Source organism: Halorubrum laminariae, assembly GCF_024494655.1.
Classification (GTDB): Archaea; Halobacteriota; Halobacteria; order Halobacteriales; family Haloferacaceae; genus Halorubrum; species Halorubrum laminariae.
The window spans coordinates 19,825-35,737 of record NZ_JANHDL010000007.1; the positions used below are offsets into that span (position 1 = coordinate 19,825).

At 63.5% G+C, this 15,913-nt stretch carries 17 protein-coding genes; 6 read left to right on the forward strand and 11 right to left on the reverse strand.

Features of this window, described 5'->3' with window-relative positions:
- Positions 1-3 precede the first annotated feature (3 nt).
- The 5 genes from NO887_RS12365 to NO887_RS12385 form a co-directional block, all read right to left on the reverse strand.
- The gene (locus NO887_RS12365) at positions 4-1,350 is read right to left on the reverse strand and encodes a glutamate-5-semialdehyde dehydrogenase (RefSeq protein WP_256418600.1); all 1,347 of its coding nucleotides are present in this window, start codon (positions 1,348-1,350) and stop codon (positions 4-6) included.
- A complete protein-coding gene (gene proB, locus NO887_RS12370; RefSeq protein WP_256418601.1) occupies positions 1,343-2,227 on the reverse strand; it encodes a glutamate 5-kinase in 885 nt (294 codons plus the stop codon). The genes NO887_RS12365 and proB overlap by 8 nt, the downstream gene beginning before the upstream one ends.
- Positions 2,217-2,996, reverse strand: coding sequence for a pyrroline-5-carboxylate reductase (gene proC / locus NO887_RS12375; protein ID WP_256418704.1), 780 nt, complete (start codon positions 2,994-2,996; stop codon positions 2,217-2,219). Before proC ends, proB begins: the two co-directional genes overlap by 11 nt.
- 139 nt (positions 2,997-3,135) lie before the next feature.
- Positions 3,136-4,137 (reverse strand): glycosyltransferase family 4 protein, encoded by a 1,002-nt coding sequence (locus NO887_RS12380; protein WP_256418602.1) that lies wholly within the window; start codon positions 4,135-4,137, stop codon positions 3,136-3,138.
- A gap of 37 nt (positions 4,138-4,174) precedes the next feature.
- On the reverse strand, positions 4,175-5,056 hold the full coding sequence (locus tag NO887_RS12385) for a hypothetical protein (protein WP_256418603.1): 882 nt from the start codon (positions 5,054-5,056) through the stop codon (positions 4,175-4,177).
- Positions 5,057-5,202: 146 nt separating this feature from the next.
- Here NO887_RS12385 and NO887_RS12390 point away from each other — a divergent pair, with 146 nt between their 5' ends.
- Positions 5,203-6,216, forward strand: coding sequence for a lysylphosphatidylglycerol synthase transmembrane domain-containing protein (locus NO887_RS12390; RefSeq protein WP_256418604.1), 1,014 nt, complete (start codon positions 5,203-5,205; stop codon positions 6,214-6,216).
- Between the two features lie 36 nt (positions 6,217-6,252).
- On the opposite strand, the gene asd is transcribed toward NO887_RS12390, so the two are convergent.
- Positions 6,253-7,296, reverse strand: a complete 1,044-nt coding sequence (gene asd / locus NO887_RS12395; protein WP_256418605.1) for an aspartate-semialdehyde dehydrogenase — start codon at positions 7,294-7,296, stop codon at positions 6,253-6,255.
- Between the two features lie 130 nt (positions 7,297-7,426).
- On the opposite strand from asd, the gene NO887_RS12400 reads away from it, so the two are divergent.
- Positions 7,427-9,106, forward strand: coding sequence for a Na+/H+ antiporter NhaC family protein (locus NO887_RS12400; protein ID WP_256418606.1), 1,680 nt, complete (start codon positions 7,427-7,429; stop codon positions 9,104-9,106).
- A 298-nt stretch (positions 9,107-9,404) separates the two neighbouring features.
- Here the strand turns inward: NO887_RS12400 and NO887_RS12405 are convergent, their stop codons facing one another.
- The gene (locus tag NO887_RS12405) at positions 9,405-9,746 is read right to left on the reverse strand and encodes a DUF5615 family PIN-like protein (RefSeq protein WP_256418607.1); all 342 of its coding nucleotides are present in this window, start codon (positions 9,744-9,746) and stop codon (positions 9,405-9,407) included.
- Positions 9,746-10,027 (reverse strand): DUF433 domain-containing protein, encoded by a 282-nt coding sequence (locus NO887_RS12410; protein WP_256418608.1) that lies wholly within the window; start codon positions 10,025-10,027, stop codon positions 9,746-9,748. The genes NO887_RS12405 and NO887_RS12410 overlap by 1 nt, the downstream gene beginning before the upstream one ends.
- Before the next feature lie 945 nt (positions 10,028-10,972).
- Here NO887_RS12410 and NO887_RS12415 point away from each other — a divergent pair.
- Positions 10,973-11,335, forward strand: coding sequence for a MarR family transcriptional regulator (locus tag NO887_RS12415; RefSeq protein WP_256418609.1), 363 nt, complete (start codon positions 10,973-10,975; stop codon positions 11,333-11,335).
- 524 nt (positions 11,336-11,859) lie between these two features.
- On the opposite strand, the gene NO887_RS12420 is transcribed toward NO887_RS12415, so the two are convergent.
- From NO887_RS12420 to NO887_RS12430, 3 genes are all read right to left on the reverse strand, one after another.
- Complete coding sequence (locus NO887_RS12420) at positions 11,860-12,300, reverse strand: YeeE/YedE family protein (protein ID WP_256418705.1); 441 nt, start codon at positions 12,298-12,300, stop codon at positions 11,860-11,862.
- Positions 12,301-12,386: 86 nt separating this feature from the next.
- The gene (locus NO887_RS12425; RefSeq protein WP_256418610.1) at positions 12,387-12,881 is read right to left on the reverse strand and encodes a YeeE/YedE family protein; all 495 of its coding nucleotides are present in this window, start codon (positions 12,879-12,881) and stop codon (positions 12,387-12,389) included.
- 1 nt (position 12,882) lies between these two features.
- A complete protein-coding gene (locus tag NO887_RS12430; RefSeq protein ID WP_256418611.1) occupies positions 12,883-14,064 on the reverse strand; it encodes an MBL fold metallo-hydrolase in 1,182 nt (393 codons plus the stop codon).
- Positions 14,065-14,268: 204 nt separating this feature from the next.
- On the opposite strand from NO887_RS12430, the gene NO887_RS12435 reads away from it, so the two are divergent.
- Genes NO887_RS12435 through NO887_RS12445 form a run of 3 tightly spaced genes read left to right on the forward strand, consistent with a single transcriptional unit; the run spans position 14,269 to position 15,815 of the window.
- Entirely contained in the window at positions 14,269-14,517 is a 249-nt protein-coding gene (locus NO887_RS12435; protein WP_303652328.1) for a sulfurtransferase TusA family protein, read from the forward strand.
- On the forward strand, positions 14,514-15,098 hold the full coding sequence (locus tag NO887_RS12440; protein WP_256418612.1) for a DsrE/DsrF/DrsH-like family protein: 585 nt from the start codon (positions 14,514-14,516) through the stop codon (positions 15,096-15,098). The genes NO887_RS12435 and NO887_RS12440 overlap by 4 nt, the downstream gene beginning before the upstream one ends.
- Before the next feature lie 15 nt (positions 15,099-15,113).
- Complete coding sequence (locus NO887_RS12445) at positions 15,114-15,815, forward strand: DUF2270 domain-containing protein (protein ID WP_256418613.1); 702 nt, start codon at positions 15,114-15,116, stop codon at positions 15,813-15,815.
- The last annotated feature ends 98 nt before the right edge of the window (positions 15,816-15,913 follow it).

Sequence of the window (15,913 nt, forward strand, 5' to 3'; positions counted from 1 at the left end):
GACCTACCGTTCGCCCGGCGTCCACTCGGCGTCGAGTTCGCGGTGCGTGTACGGGAGCGCGTCCTCGCCGGAGTAGCTCGCGACGAGGTGCCCGTCGCCTTCGAGGTAGTACTTGTACGTCGTCAGCCCCTCCAGCCCGACCGGGCCGCGGGCGTGGACCTTCCCCGTCGAGATGCCGACCTCGGCCCCCAGTCCGTACCGGTAGCCGTCGGCGAACCGCGTCGAGGCGTTGTGGAAGACGCTGGCGGCGTCGATCCCGGTCATGAACGCCTCGGCGGCGTCGAGGTCCTCGGTGACGATCGACTCCGTGTGCTTCGAGCCGTGTTCGTTGACGTGGTCGACGGCCGCGAACACGTCGTCGACGACGGCAATCGACAGCTCCAGATCGCCGTACTCGGTGTCCCAGTCGTCGTCGGTCGCCGCTCCCACGTCGACGATTTCTCGAACCGCCGCGTCGCCTCGGAGTTCGACTCCCGCGTCCTCGTATCGCTCGACGAGGCCGGGGAGGAACTCGGCTGCGACCGACTCGTTCACGAGCAGCGTCTCGACCGCGTTACACACCGCCGGATACTGGACCTTCGCGTCGAACGCCACGTCCTCGGCCATCTCCAGGTCGGCCGCCTCGTCGACGTAGACGTGACAGATCCCCTCGGTGTGCCCGAGAACCGGGATCTGGGTGGTGTCTTGGATGTACGAGACGAATTCCGAGGAGCCCCGCGGCATCACGAGATCGATCTGGTCGTCGAGTTCGAGGAGCCGGTCGACCTCCTCGTGCGCCTCGACGAGCCCCGCCCACCCGTCGGGGATGTCGGCTATCCCCGCGGTCGCCTCGCGGATCACGCGGTGGAGGATCCGGTTCGACTCGCTCGCCTCGCTGCCGCCCTTGAGGATGACCGCGTTCCCGGACTTCAACGCGAGCGCCGCGATCTGGACCAACGCGTCTGGCCGCGACTCAAACACCGTGGCCACGACGCCGAGCGGAACCGACACCCGATACAGATCGAGGCCCTCGTCGAGTTCGCGGGCCGCGAGGGTCCGTCCGAGCGGGCCGTCCTGTTCGGCAACCGACTCGACCATCTCAGCGATATCCTCGATTTTCGCCGCGTCGAGTTTCAGCCGGTCGACGAGCGCCTGCGTGTACTCGCCTTCTTCGAGCAGGTCCTCGGCGGCCGACACGTCGCTGGCGTTCGCGTCGAGGATCGCCGATTCGTTGTCGCGAAGCGCATCCGCGATTGCCCGGAGCGCGTCGTTGCGCACCGCCTCGTCCGCGTTCGCGAGACCCAACGCGGCGCGCTGCGAGTCTCGGACCAGTTCGTCTGTGTCGCGCTCGACCGCTGTCGTGTCACTCATCAGTCTCACCGGTGGGTGGGACGAATAGCGTTCCAGCGGATTTACCGGCTGCGATCCGCGCGAGGACATCGGGTTCGGCCGACCCGGCGATGATCGCGGGGCGACCGCTCTTGGCCACGTCGCGCGCCCCCTCGACTTTCGTCTGTATCCCGCCGAAATCGGTGGTCGTGCTGTCGCCGATAATCGATCGCACGTCGTCGTAGTTCGATCCCACCGCCTCGATCACCGACGCGTCGGGGTCGCGTTTCGGGTTCCCCGTGTACACGCCGGCCACGTCGGTCAGCGTGACGAGCAGGTCGACGCCGAGCGCCAGCGCGACCGAGGCCGACAGCATGTCGTTGTCGCCGATCCGCAGCTCGTCGGTCGCCACCGCGTCGTTCTCGTTGATCACGGGAACGACTCCCCACTCCAGCAGGGTCTCGACGGTGTTCTCGAAGTTCCGTAGCCGCTCGGGACTGTCGAGGTCCTTGCCAGTCACCAGTATCTGTGCGACCGACTGGTCGAAGCGGTCGAAACTCTGCGTGTAGTGTCGCATCAGGAGGCTCTGTCCGACCGTCGAGAGCGCCTGACTCTCCTCTATCTCGTCGCTGTCGCGGTCGAGGTGCGTCTGTTCGAGGTGACCGATGCCGGCACCGACCGAGCCGGAGGAGACCAGCACGACGTCTTTGCCCTCGCGCCGTAAGTCCATCACGTCGCCGACTAACTTGTCCAGTTTGACCCGGTCGAGCTTCGATTCGTCGTCGGTCAGGGAGTTTGTCCCAACCTTCACTACGACGCGGTCGGCCGCCGCGGCCCGCTCGCGTGCACGTTCGACGACGTCTCCGTCGAGCGACTCGACCGTTGCCGTCGTCGTCTTTTCGGTCGTCTCACTCGTCATCGAACGCCTCCGCGAGCTCGCGTGAACGCTCTTCGGCCGCCGCCACCGCGTCCGCGACCGCCGCGTCGGCGTCGCTGTCCCAGAGCACCTCCATCCCCTCGATAGTCGTCCCGTTGGGCGAGCAGACCGCGTCGATCAGCTCGTCGACGCTCCGGTCGTCGCGGAGGACGGTCTCCGCGGCCCCCTTGAACGTCTGCGCGGCCAGCGTCTCGGCCTGTTCCGGTTCGAGGCCGCCGTCGACGCCGCCCCGTTTCATCGCGTCGATGAGGTAGAACGCGAACGCGGGGCCACTCCCGTTGACCGCCGTCGCGACGTCCATCAGCGACTCGTCCACCTCGACGAACTCGCCGAGGTCGCCGAGCAACTCCCTGACCTCGTCCGTGAGGCCGTCCGTCGTCGCCGCCGCGGCCATGTCGCCGGTCTCGGCCGCGAGGTTGGGCATGATCCGGACCACCGACGCCGCCGTCCGCTCGGCCACGAACTCCCGGGGGAGTCCCGCCGCCAGCGTGACGAGCTGCTGGTCCGCGGAGAGGTCGAGATCGGCGAGCACCGGCTCGGCGATGTCGGGCTTCACCGCGAGGACGACGATATCGGCTTCCTCCGTGCCGGCGTCGGCGTCGTCCGTCGTCTCGTCGGCCGCGTCCGCGACGCTTTCGCGCGCCTCCGGGTCGAGATCGATCGCGGTCAGGTGATATGCGTCGGTCCGGGCGAGTCCGCGGAGGAAAGCACCCCCCATGTTACCACAGCCGATAACGCTCACGCGTGTCATGTTGGCTGTAGAGAGCAGGTTCAGGCTCATACCAACTGCGGTTTCGGTGAACGGCGATGCCGACCGCGATTGGTCGCTCCGTCGGGTCGCGCGCCCTCGGGTCCCCGACGTCTCGCGGGTCGCCCGTGACGTGCCGCGCCTACGCCACTCGCTCGTACAGCGAGCGGTAGCGCTCGGCGATCGCGTCGAGCGAGAACGCCTCGCTCCGGGCCGCCGCGTTCGCACCCAACTGTTCACGGAGATCCGGATCCCGGAGACGGCGAAGAGCGTCGGCAAACGCCGCTATCTCCCCGTCTGCGTCCGTTTCTGCCGTAGAGACTTTCAGACAGTCCGTGCCGTCTTCGAGCCAGTCGAACGTCTCGATGTCGCGGACCACGACGGCTTTTCCGGCGGTCATCGCCTCCAGCAGCGCGATTCCCTCGTTTTCCTCGTGGGTGGGGAACAGGAACACGTCGCCCGCGGCGAACGCCCCGCGAACGTCGTCGATGTATCCAGTAAACGTGCAGTTCTCCGGCGATTCCTCGATGAGCCGGGTCGTCTCTCGCCCCTTCAACGACAGGTCGAGGGGGCCGAACCACGCGAAGTCGATGTCGGGAAGCTCGCGGGCGAGGTCGACGAACGTCTCCAATCCCTTCCGCTTGATCACGTGACCGACGAGGAAGACGGTCGGCGGATCGAGACCGTATCGCTCGCGGTACTCGGCCTCGAGCGACTCGAACCCGTCGAGCTTCTCGCGGTCGACGCCGTTCGATATCACGGTCGTCGGCGCGTCGGTATAGTCGGCGATCACTCTCTCGTTGTACTCGGAGGGGCACACGAGCGCGTCCGCGAGCCCGTACGCCCGACTGAGATACGGTTTGAGCGGCTTCGCGAGCGCGTTGGTAAAGCGGAAGCTGTCGCCGAAGTCCTCCGCGGTGACGTGAGTGTGTGCAACCACCGGCACGCCGCGGTCGCGGGCGCGCTTCGCGTACCACACCGATCGGGGCCCCATCAGGTTGCAGTGGAGCACGTCGGCGTCGAGCGTCGGCTCCGTCGTGTACTCGATGTCAACGCGGTCGAGCATCGTCCGCTGGTGGGCCACGGACTCTGCGATCCCGCCGGTGATCCGGTCTTCGAACTCGAAGTAGTGACTGACCCTCATTGCGACGGAGTAGACGGGTCTCCGCTGTCGGCCCCGGTCACTCGACTTCCAGCCACGGGACCTCCATCAGCGGCGGAATGTGCGTCTCGATGTGGTGTTCCCAGACGCCCTCCTCGCCGAACGCCTCGCCGTGGTCGGCGGTCACGACGACGGTCCCGTCCAGTTCCTCGACGAGTTCGGCCACGGATTCGAGCGCGATCCGGAGGTTCTCCTCGTACAGCCGGAGCGCGGTGACGCGGGTGCCGTCTTTCACGAGATCCGCGGGGTCGAGTTCCAGCCACAGCCCGGCCTTCTGTGCGAACTCGCTGTCGTCGAGCCGGCTCTCAATTTTCGGCCGGATCGAGTCGCTGAGCGAGGACAAGAGCCCGTCGTCGTCCGTGCCGTCGCCGCCACCGTCGCCGTCTGCGGCCGCTTCCTCTTCCTGCCGCTTGATCCCCTTCTGGATCTGTTTGAGCTTCTGTCCCTTCCCGCGCGAGAGGTACGGCGCGTGCGGCTGCATGTAGTGGAGAACAGTCCGGTCGGCAGCCTCGACGGCCTCGGCGTTGTTTCGGAACGCCTCGGCGAGCCCGTCGGGCGGGACCGTTCCGAGGTCGTCGTCCCAGCCGGTCTTCCAGACGTCGTGGATGTCGCTGATGTGCTCGGAGGCGGTCCACTCGTAGTCGCAGCTCGCGCCCCACTTCAGCTCGTTCAGCGGGATTCCGAGGTCGTTAATAAAAGGGTTTCCGGAGAAGTAGGCGATGTCGTGGTCGCCGGTGAACGTCCGATAGGCCCACTCGGGCGTCGACGAGCCGATACTCCAGCGTTTCTCTAAGTCGCCGTCGAGGTACTCGTCGTACACGTCCTCGAACACGTCGTAGCGGCACGCGTCGAGGACCAGACAGTAATCCCACTCCGACTCGAGGAACCGCTGGTCTTCCATAGGTTGTCCGCTCGTACCCGGTCGACGGTTGTATTCTTATTGGTACGGTCGCACGCTCGCGTCCGATCGACTCCGACAGTCCGCCCCGACACCACCAACCCGGCCGCGACCAGATGTTTCAAGGCCGACAGCGCCGCAGGGTGGTCATGGACCGAAATCCGCGACGCGGGATCATCCTCGGTGGCCTCGCGGCCTTCGGGATCCTCGCGGTTCTCTTCGTCGTCGTGGGGGCCGGCCGCGTCGTCGACACGCTCGTCGCCGCGGACCGTCGGCTGGTCGCCGCAGCCTTCGGGTTCGCGCTCTGTTGGCTGCTCGCGTGGAGCCTCATGCTCCGGACTGTGCTCGGGTCGCTCGACGTCTCACTTTCGGTTCCGACCGCCTTTCTCGTGTACGCCGGCGCGGTGTTCGCCAACAACGTCACGCCCTTCGGACAGGCCGGCGGAGAGCCGGTCGCTGCGGCGCTCATCTCGCGCGTGTCGGGCTCGCGCTACGAGACGGGGCTCGTGGGGATCGCGAGCGTCGACGTGCTCAACGTCGTTCCGTCGATATCGCTCGTCTTCCTCGGCGTGGGCTACCACGCGACGACGACCGCCATCGGCGAGCGCCTGAGCGTCGCGGTCGCGGTCGCGGTTGCCCTCATAACGACGATCGTCATCGTCATCGCGCTCGCGTGGCGGTATCGCCGAGGCGTCGTCGCCCGTCTGCCCGCCGGCGTCGCCGGGCTGCTCGGTCGGCTGGACCGGTTCGATCCCGCCTCGCTCGAAGACCGACTCGCCGAGCGGCTCCGGAATTTCTTCGAGGACATCGAGCGCGTCGGGACCAGTCCGGGGCGACTCGCGACGGCCGTGGGGCTCTCGCTTTCGGGGTGGGTGCTTCAGGCGGCGGCGCTCACGGTCGCGTTCGCGGCGGTCGGCCACGAGATATCGCCGGCTATCCCGCTTTTCGTCGTCCCGCTGGCGTACGTCGCGGGTGCCACGCCGCTCCCCGGGGGACTCGGCGGGATCGAGGCCGCGTTCGTCGCGCTGCTCGTCCCCACGACCGGCGTTCCCGCCTCGACGGTCACCGCGGCCGTGCTCGTGTTTCGGGGGGCCGTCTACTGGATGCCCGTCGCCGTCGGCGGCGTCTCGGCGTCGGCGCTCGGCGTTCGCGCGATGCGGTAGCCGGATCGCCAATTGTTCGTCGCGCGGACCGAGGCGCTAGACGTAGCCTTCCTCGACGAGTAGCTCGCCGTTTAACAGGGAGGCACCGGCCGCGCCGCGGATCGTATTGTGGGCGAGGCAGTTGTACTTCGCGCCGTCGTCCGTGGTCTGGACGCCGCCGGCGACGATACCCATCCCGTCGGCGTACGTCCGGTCGAGACGCGGCTGCGGGCGCTCCGGTTCGTCGTCGCCGTACACCTTGATGAGCTGGTCTGGCGAACTCGGCAGGTCCGCACTCTCGAACGACCGCATCGCCTCGCGGAGGTCCTCGGGGGAGGGGGCTTCGGCGAACTCCGCGAAGACGTTCTCCAGGTGGCCGTCGAGCGTCGGGATCCGGTTACACGAGGCGGCCACGTCGGCGTCATGGAGATGGACCGCTGCGCCGTCGAACTCGCCGAGCAGCTTGCGGGACTCCGTCTCCATTTTCTCCTCTTCGCCGCCGATATGCGGGATGGCGTTGTCGATGATCTCCATCGAGGTGACGCCGGAGTAGCCCGCGCCGGAGACCGCCTGCAGGGTGGAGACGTGGATGCTTTCGAGACCGAACTCGTCGATCGCCGCCAGCGTCGGAACCATGGTGATCGTCGAGCAGTTCGGGTTCTTCACCAAGGCTCCGTCCCATCCCCGCTCGTCGCGCTGGACCTCGATCAGGTCGAGGTGGCCCGGGTTGATCTCGGGAATGGTGAGCGGCACGTCCGCGGCCATGCGGTCGTTCGAGGAGTTCGACGAGACGACATATCCCTCCTCCAGAAAGTCCGGTTCGACCTCGCTCGCGACGCTCGAGGGAAGCGAAGAGAAGAGCAGGTCGACGTCGGCGTCGGCGACTCCGGCCGGCGAGGTCTCAGCGACTTCCATCCCTGCGACATCGTCCGGAATAGGCGTGTTCACGCGCCATTTCGCGGCTTCGCGGTAGGTCTTACCCGCGCTCTCCGAGCTCGCGGTCACCGCGGCGAGGTCGAACGTCGGGTGGTCGTCGAGCAACTGGATGAATCGCTGCCCCACCGCACCGGTGGCACCGAGAATACCGACTCGTACAGACATTGCACGGGGGTCAGTCACAGGGACGTAAGTGCGTTCGGATACGCGCCGATTCCGCCGGTCGTCGACAGCACGGCAGCACTGCCACCGCAGCACGCGACGTTTATATACATCCCCGTGTCAGTACGTGTCAATGACCGACTTCGGACTGCTGTCCGTCGTCCCGCCGGTGCTCGCGATCGTGTTAGCGGTGATCACCCGAAAGGCCGTGTTGTCGCTGTTCCTCGGCATCTGGTCCGGGGCGGTGATCGTCACCGGCGGGCTCGGGATCGTCCAGACGTTCGAGTGGATCGTCGCGGCGATCTCAGACGAGTTCCAAGCGACGATTGTCGTGTTCACCCTGCTCCTCGGATCCGGCGTCGCCATGGTGTGGAACCTCGGCGGAACCGCTGCCGTCCGGGACTGGGCGCTCGACCGACTAGACTCCCAACGGAAGGCCGGGCTCGTCGCGTGGGGGCTCGGGATCGTCCTCTTTTTCGACGACTACGCCAACACCGCGATCGCCGGGTCGGCGATGAAAGACGTCTCCGACCGGCTCCGGATCTCCCGAGAGAAGCTCTCGTACATCGTCGACTCCACTGCGGCCCCGGTCGCGACGCTCGGGATCTCCTCGTGGGTCGCGTTCCAACTGTCGCTCATCTCGGAGGGGTACGATTCCGCCGGCGTCGACGCCGCGAACCGCCCGGGCACGTTTGAGGTGTTTGTCTCCTCGATCCCGTTCAACATGTACGCGATCTTAGCGATCGTGATGGTGCTTCTGATCGTGGGGTCGGGGCGCGACTACGGCGAGATGCTGACCGCGGAACACCGGTCGTGGACCGCCGGGAAGGTCACCCGCGACGGAGCGGTTCCAATGCAGGACGTGGCCGGCGAACTCGGCGAACCGCCCGCGTCGACGCCCCGACTCGCCAACTTCTTCGTGCCCGTTGCGGTCCTGATCGCGGTGACGGTTGCGACCGCGCTCTGGACCGGTGAGCTCTCCCCGGCGGGATTCGCGGGCGACCTGTTCGCCGCCGAGTTCGGCGCGGCCGGCGGGCAGCTGTGGGACGCTGCGCTCAACGCCTCCTACGAGGTCGCGCTGATGATCGGATCGTTCGCGATGGTCGCCAGCGGCTTCGCCCTCGGGAAGGCGTACGGGATCTTCGGCGTCGGCGACGCGACCGAGTACACGATCGACGGGTTCGGAATCATGCTCACCGCGGTCTCCATCCTCGCGCTCGCGTGGGGACTCGGGGAGGCCATCGACGCGCTCGGTACGGGCGACTACGTCGCGACGCTGACCGTCGGCACCGTTTCGCCCGCGCTCCTCCCCGCGCTGGTGTTCATCGTCGCCGGCGTCATCGCCTTCTCGACCGGGACCTCGTGGGGGACCATGGGGATCGTCACGCCCATCGCCATCCCGATCGCGTGGGAAGTGAGCGGCGGCGGCGCGGCGGGCCACACCCTTGTGGCCGCGATGGTCGGCGTCATCTTCTCGGGTGCCATCTTCGGCGACCACAGCTCGCCCATCTCCGACACTACCGTCCTCTCGGCGACATTCACTGGCGCGGACCTGATCGACCACGTCCGCACCCAGATCTACTACGCGTTCACCGTCGCGGCGGTCGTCGTCCTCCTGTTGGTGGTGTGGGGGTACACCCGAGTGACGCCGCTCGCGCTGCTCCCGCTCGGTGTCCTGCTGCTCGCCGGGCTCGTCTACCTCCTCTCCGAGATAGACGCCTCCCGTCGGGGGATCGACCCTGTCTCGGTGGCGGAGCCGCAGACGGACGACGGCGAGCGCGTGGTCGTCGCCGGTACCGAGCAGGAGGAGTGACCGGCCCAACGGACCGTTTAAATCGCTCGGGCGGCTACCCGGGGACGCGCGCCCTCAAGTCCCCGCCCGAGTACTCCCCGATGGGAGCGATGACCGCGCGGAGAACCCAGGCGCGCGACATCCGGTCGCACACGCGACCCGCCCGTCGCCGCGCAGGCGACCGCCCGCCACGAGGGTTTCCCGGTCGACGCGGCACGCCGCCGGAGATGAGACCGGACGTTAGTGTCGCGGGCGACATTTCAAATGTACTACTAGAACCACCTATGAATAATATAAATCTTGAGTTGCGGTCTGGTGTTCACAGCCAGTTTCGACTAACGTATTCGAGCATCACGTCGGACTGATCAATATACTCGGAGAGTTCGTGTACGATGTCCCCGACTTCTCGGGCCGAAAGCGCCTGATCCTTCTGAAAGAGAATTCCAGCAGTGTCTTCGACAGCTATCCGAGTGAAAAAGTCATCATCTTGAGTGAGAATGAGGCGGTTCGCCTCGCGTCCATATACGGCAATCTCCTCGTCATCAGCACCGAGGCCGAGTGCTTCGACATCATCGATCCGTTCGACATCGTGCCCGAGTTTCCGCAGATAGTTGATCGTCGCTTGCTCGACGTTTTCGTCAGCAAGAATTCGATACCCCATTACTCACGCACTTCGTCGGGGTCTGTTGTCAGGTGTGCGTGTTCTTCGATTTCAGATTTCCGCTGGCGTTCGACCTGACGCATCTCCTCGGGATGGTCATGGTAGTACGTGAGCGCCCGGTAGACATCAGCCACGTCGAGATCGTGACGATCGGCGACCGTCCTCGGATCCAGTCCCCGTTCTTCGATCTGTTCTTTGACGAACTGAACGGTGATCCGCCGGCCTTCGAGATGTGGCTCGTCGTGGAGTTCCTGCACGATACGTCTTGTCACCTGGCTCATACTCGACACTACACCGCCACCATACTTGAACGTCTGGACTGGGATCCAGCCGATCTTTCACTTTCACAGAGCCTACGAGTAGATAGTCGCCCGGTAGTGTTGCGGGCGTACATCGATCTTTTGCGCTGCGCGAGCGACTGTGTCGCTCGCTCGGCAAAAAGCTCGACCAAAAGCACTCCTCCTTCGCTTCACTTCCTTCCGCTCAGTCGTCGGCCTCACGCTCACGGCCGTTCGCGCGAGTGAACCGGCGATCTACCGGGCTCTACGAGCCGCTCGGTCGCCGGATGCTTGTACTCCAGCTTGTTTCTCTTCCACGGAGCCTACTAGTAGAAACTCGTCAGGCAGTGACGCGGGCGTACATTTCATATTTACGGAAGTACAAGGAGAAAGCCTCGCGCTTCAGCGCGGGGATGAATCCGATACCGCCAGCACAAGCTCTGATCGGCGTGGGTAACGGATATTTTTAAGTAATCACACACCGCATGAACAAGTATCCGAGGCGGTCTATCCGCCCGATTAATTGGACAGTATCGGGATTCCCTCACCCCATCGCAGAAACACCCTTTCTGCGGGACTGGTGTGGATGTCGTCAAAAGTAACTCCGAATCCCATACCGGGATAGGAGTACCGGCTGATTGGCACAGCCAGTAGCTGTCCATTCGGACAGCTACAAACCACAATATCCCACCCCAGCGGCGCGGTGCCGTGGGAATCCTCGCGCTTCAGCGCGGGGAGGATGTCAACATGGAATTATCTGTGAGGAAATTGCTGCTGAGGAGGAGCATGGAATGATGACCGCCGAGAGTGGTTTGTTTCTGTAGCGCTCGATCGTACTGAGTCAGAATAGCCTTGATCGTATCGGCATTTAGAACCCTTCGTCTACAGATGGACCCGAGAGAGCATCCGGGGAAGTCTTTAGTACATCTAATACAAAATAGTACAGATATGCCAATCAGTGCTGATCGGTTTGAGGAGATCGACAACGATGAGGGACAACCGAGGCCCGAGACGAATGCTGCCAGAATACTCGAATTTCTCGAAGAGCGTGCAAGCGAGGCGTTCACCCAGACCGAGATCGCAGAGGCGACCGAGGTCAAGCGCGGCTCGGTCGGACCGACGCTGGTGCGGCTTCGGGAACGCGCGAGAGTAGACCACAGGGGACAATACTGGCGAATCAGTGATCACGGCCGGAGTGTCGACGCTGCAACGAACCACACTAGTGAAGTCGCAGCAAGTCACGAAGAAACCCCGTTCGAGTACGACGAGTGGCAGGAGTACGCGGTCGACCCGCGTGAACAGCGTGAGTGACGCCTATCGCAGGGGGGATGTCTTCTGGGCTCCCGATCCTTTCAGAAGGGGCTCAAACCCTCGACTCTGGTTAACTCTGGTCGCAGAGCATCTACCGTATCCCGGCGAAGAGTACGTGTGTGCTGCACTCACCACGAGCGATCTTCCAGCGAACTACGAAGTCGGCGATGCGTGGATCACGGGGCGAAATCCCGATAAAACATCGTACTGCTCTCCGTGGGTCATCGGAACCGTCAAACACCGTGCAGTAGCGAGCCCGCAGGGACGCGTCACGACGAAGTTCACCGATCAGATAGTTGAACAGAGTAAGGCAGTTCTTGACGGCTCCTGGAAACCGCCGGAGTAGCGCGAGACGTCCGTTCAGGCGTTCTACTTTCATCCAGCCTACGAGTAGAAACTCGTCCGGTAGTGTCGCGCGCACGATTCAAAAATGTAGTAGAACCCTCTACAGTTTGTTTCCGTCAGTCGGCGTCTACTCGGCCAGCTCATCGTATTTGTCGCTGAATTCGCGGATAAACCCACCGTCAGCGGGGAGAAGATTCGGCAGCGTCGTCGGTGGTGTCCGAATAACGTGCTCGCCAGTAGCCTTGGGCGTATGCGCCGAGGAACATCCCGAGAAGCGCCCACAAAATCGGATAGTTCCCGATGCCGACGCTCGCGTACGCCGCCCCCGGACAGATCCCCGACACGCCCCAGCCGACACCGAAGATCGCCCCGCCGACGACGACGTTGCGGTCGAACGCTTTCACCCGGCGCGTGTACTCGCTGGCCGTTACTGGTGCTCGATCGAGGTACCGCGTGGCGACGGCGAAGGCAAGGCCCGTCACGACGGCCGCACCACCCATAACGAACAGGAGACCGAAGTCATCGAACTGCAGGAAATCCAGCACGACCTCGGGACGAGCCATGCCGCTGATCGCTAGGCCCACCCCGAAGATCAGCCCACCTGCGTAGATCACCGGCATAAACAACGGACTGCGCTTGGGGTTGCCTGCGGGTCGCTCCTCTCTGGTCGCACTTTTCGAAGCCTCTCGCTGGTCATTCGTGCCACTCATGGAGCCACCCCTACGGCCTGCACGAGTTGGGCCGTTCCGATCGCAATAGCGAGGAACGTCGCAACGTTCACGAGTGAGGTGTTCGAGAGCGATCCGACGCCGCAGACGCCGTGACCCGACGTACACCCCTTGCCGAGGCGGGTTCCGACGCCGACGAGAAAGCCGCCGCCGAGCAGACGCCACCACTGGACCTCTGTCGTCCAAATCCCGCCCTGAAAGAGGGCTGCGTACACGGCAGCGCCGCTGACGATACCGGCCGTGAATACGAATCGCCAGTTCCGTGACTCGACGTATTTGAATCGGTTGAACCGGGGCACATCGGAGATGTACGATAGCGTCGATTCTAGGAACGTGCTCGCACCAGCGATGATTCCCGTAGCGAGATAGATGACCGCGACACCGAGCCCGACGAGCAGTCCACCGAGGAGATACTGGGCGACTCCGCGCGGGAAGAACTCGGTGAGCGGAAGCACTGGGATACCCTCGATCATCTCAGTTCGTCAACGCCGTTTCGCTCGCTGCACAGTTGTTCGGCCCGAGTTCGAGTTCGAACGCCTCCTCGTCATCGGGTGATTCCTGCCCGAGGTTAGCGGCGATGATCTCCTCGTAGTTCGCCGGGCGCGGTGGCATATCCGAGACGATGAACTCGACGAACGCCGCTTCGTCCACCGAGAGCGCATCCATCGCGTTTCGCAGCTCACCGAGCACAGCGGTGTACGTGCCATCTTCGTTCGGCGTTGCGGATTCGCTGAAGTGGGCGGGTGCAATAACCGTCTCGTCAGGCTGGGTCAGGACCGTCTCGGTGAGTGACTCGTAGAGCGTCCTCGCAGCGTCTCTTACCGCTCCGGGGTCTTCGAGATCGGGACGGGCGACGCTCTCGGTGAACAGTCCGTCGCCGGTGAACAGGACGTTCCCGACCTTGTATGCGGTCATCCCCGTCGTGTGACCTGGCGTGTGGAGCACGTCGATCTCGGTGTCGCCGACGGTGAGCGTGTCGCCGTCTTCGACGGGTTCGTACTGATGGTCGTACGCGACGCCACGCGCTGCAGCGGCGGCGGGCACGACCGGGGTCGCGTCCGTCCGCTCGGCGATTTCTCGGATTCCGGAGATGTGATCCGCGTGGATGTGCGTGTCGAGCGCGTAGGTGAGTTCAGCCCCGAGGGTTCGAGCGTCTCGGACGTAGTCGTCGGCGAACGCCCGGAGCGGGTCGATGACCGCTGCTTCACCGTCGGAAACGACGAGATACGCGAGACACCCGCTCGACGGACGCTGGTACTGTGCGATCGTCGCGTCGCTATCGACATCTAGTTCGGTGTATTCGTAGATGCGCGCCCAGCCCTTCATTCCGCGTTCGAGATGGTTGACATCGAACCCCTCCGCTCTGAGGTTCTCGGCGATCATCTCGCTGGATCCGCCCTTCGCACACAACACGGTTATCTTCCGTTCGTCGGGGAGATCCGCCAGAAGATCCCGCGGAATCCCGTCCAGTAACTGGAAGTACGGATAGTTCACGATCTCGACGTTCTCGCTTTCGATGTGCCACTCCTCGAAGTCGTCTCCGGAGCGCACGTCGAGGACGAACACGTCCTCGCCGCTATCGATCCGCTCTTTCAGCCGCTCTGGTGTAACCAATTCAACATTTTCTCCGGTAGCGGGACTGCCTTCATCGCTCATGGACATCCCTCTCTACAAACCAGTCGCCAATAAAACTTTGCATAGTAATTCTACTACTACACAAGGCTAGTTTAGGAAACCCGATTATAATCACGCATAGGAGCGTATAGCGTGAAAGTACGGATTATGATAATGTATTATCTGTGGTTTACTATCGATGCACTTTTAGCGGAGGACATAGTATTGGGGAGCGTAGTCAATATCATGGCCAAGTACGAAATAACCGAGACGCTCGACGTGAAGGGACAGAATTGCCCGATGCCGGTCGTCAAGACCAAACAGCACATCGACGAACTGGGAGAGGGTGCGGTTCTGGAAGTCCTCGCAACGGATCCCGGAAGTATGAGCGACATCGCCGGGTGGGCGGAGACCACCGAAGGTGTGGCGCTCGTCGATCAAGATGAGGGTGACGAGGTCTTCACCCATTACGTTCGCAAGACGGAGAGACGATGAGTACGGACGCACCACGAACGGCCACTGCTGACGACGAACCCCCGAGCCGCGCAGAACTCGAAGCGCGAATTGTGGAACTAGAGAATCGACTCGGCCACGTCGAGTCCGAACGCGACGACGAACGGCCGAAGATGTCGATCATAGCGACGAAGGGAACCCTCGATATGGCGTACCCGCCGCTCATCCTCGCCAGCACTGCCGCCGCGTTCGGATACGAGGTGACTGTCTTCCACACGTTCTGGGGGTTGGACATCATTCACCAGGAGAAGTCGAGGGATCTGAAGCTGAGCTCCGTCGGCAATCCCAACATGCCGGTTCCAAACGTGATCGCCGCGCTCCCGGGGATGGATCGTATGACGACGAAGCTGATGGAACGACAGATCGAAGACAACGACACGGCGTCGATCGAGGAACTCATCGACACGTCGCTCCAGATGGGCGTCGAGTTCCAAGCCTGTCAGATGACCATAGACCTGATGGACTACGACGAAGACGACTTCTATGACGGTGTCACCGTCGGTGTCGGGGCCGCAACGGCAATTCAGGATATGGCTGAATCCGACATCCAAATTCTGGTCTAACACTGACAGTTCAAAATGTCACGACCATCAGCAAAGGAGATCGACCCGACCGACGCCGAACACAGAGAGATGGGTGAGGGCCTGTTGGAAGAGAACATGGGTCCGAGCTCGGCGACGGCGCACCTCTACCGCGGTGAGATCCACCGTATGAAGTTCTGGCGCGAGCGTCTCGATCGCACGACGAACTGGGCCGTTCTCGTCATCTCTGCAATCATTACGTGGGCGTTCTCACGGCCGGATTCGCCCCACTATATGCTGCTTATGGGTATCGCGACGCTCTCCGTGTTTTTGCTGATCGAGGCACGTCGGTATCGGGGATACGACATCTGGCGGAGTAGAGTCCGGAAATTACAGGAAAACGTCTTCGCGTACGGGTTGGATCCGTCCGCCGGACTCCCCGACCCGGAGTGGCGTGAGACCCTGAGTCAGGATTACCGAGAACCGACGCTTAAAATCAGTACGGAAGAGGCGATAGCTCACCGACTCCGACGGGTGTATCTCCCGCTGTTTTCCGTGTTGCTCGCCGCGTGGCTCGCGCGTATTACTGCTTTCTCGCCGGAGCCAGTACTGAGGAGTGCCGCCGTCGGGATGATACCCGGAGCGGTCGTTGTCGGAACCGTATTGCTGTTTTATCTCAGTGCAGTCGCTGTGGCGATTCGGCCGCGGACGTGGCACGCGAAGGGCGAACTGCGCTCTGAAGACCTGCGACGACGGTGAATCTGGAAATCTGCGACCACAGACGGACGCGGAGCTTGTGATCGTGCACCGCCGCTCGGCTTACCGGGACGAAAACATTTAGACGGCTATCCCGAGTC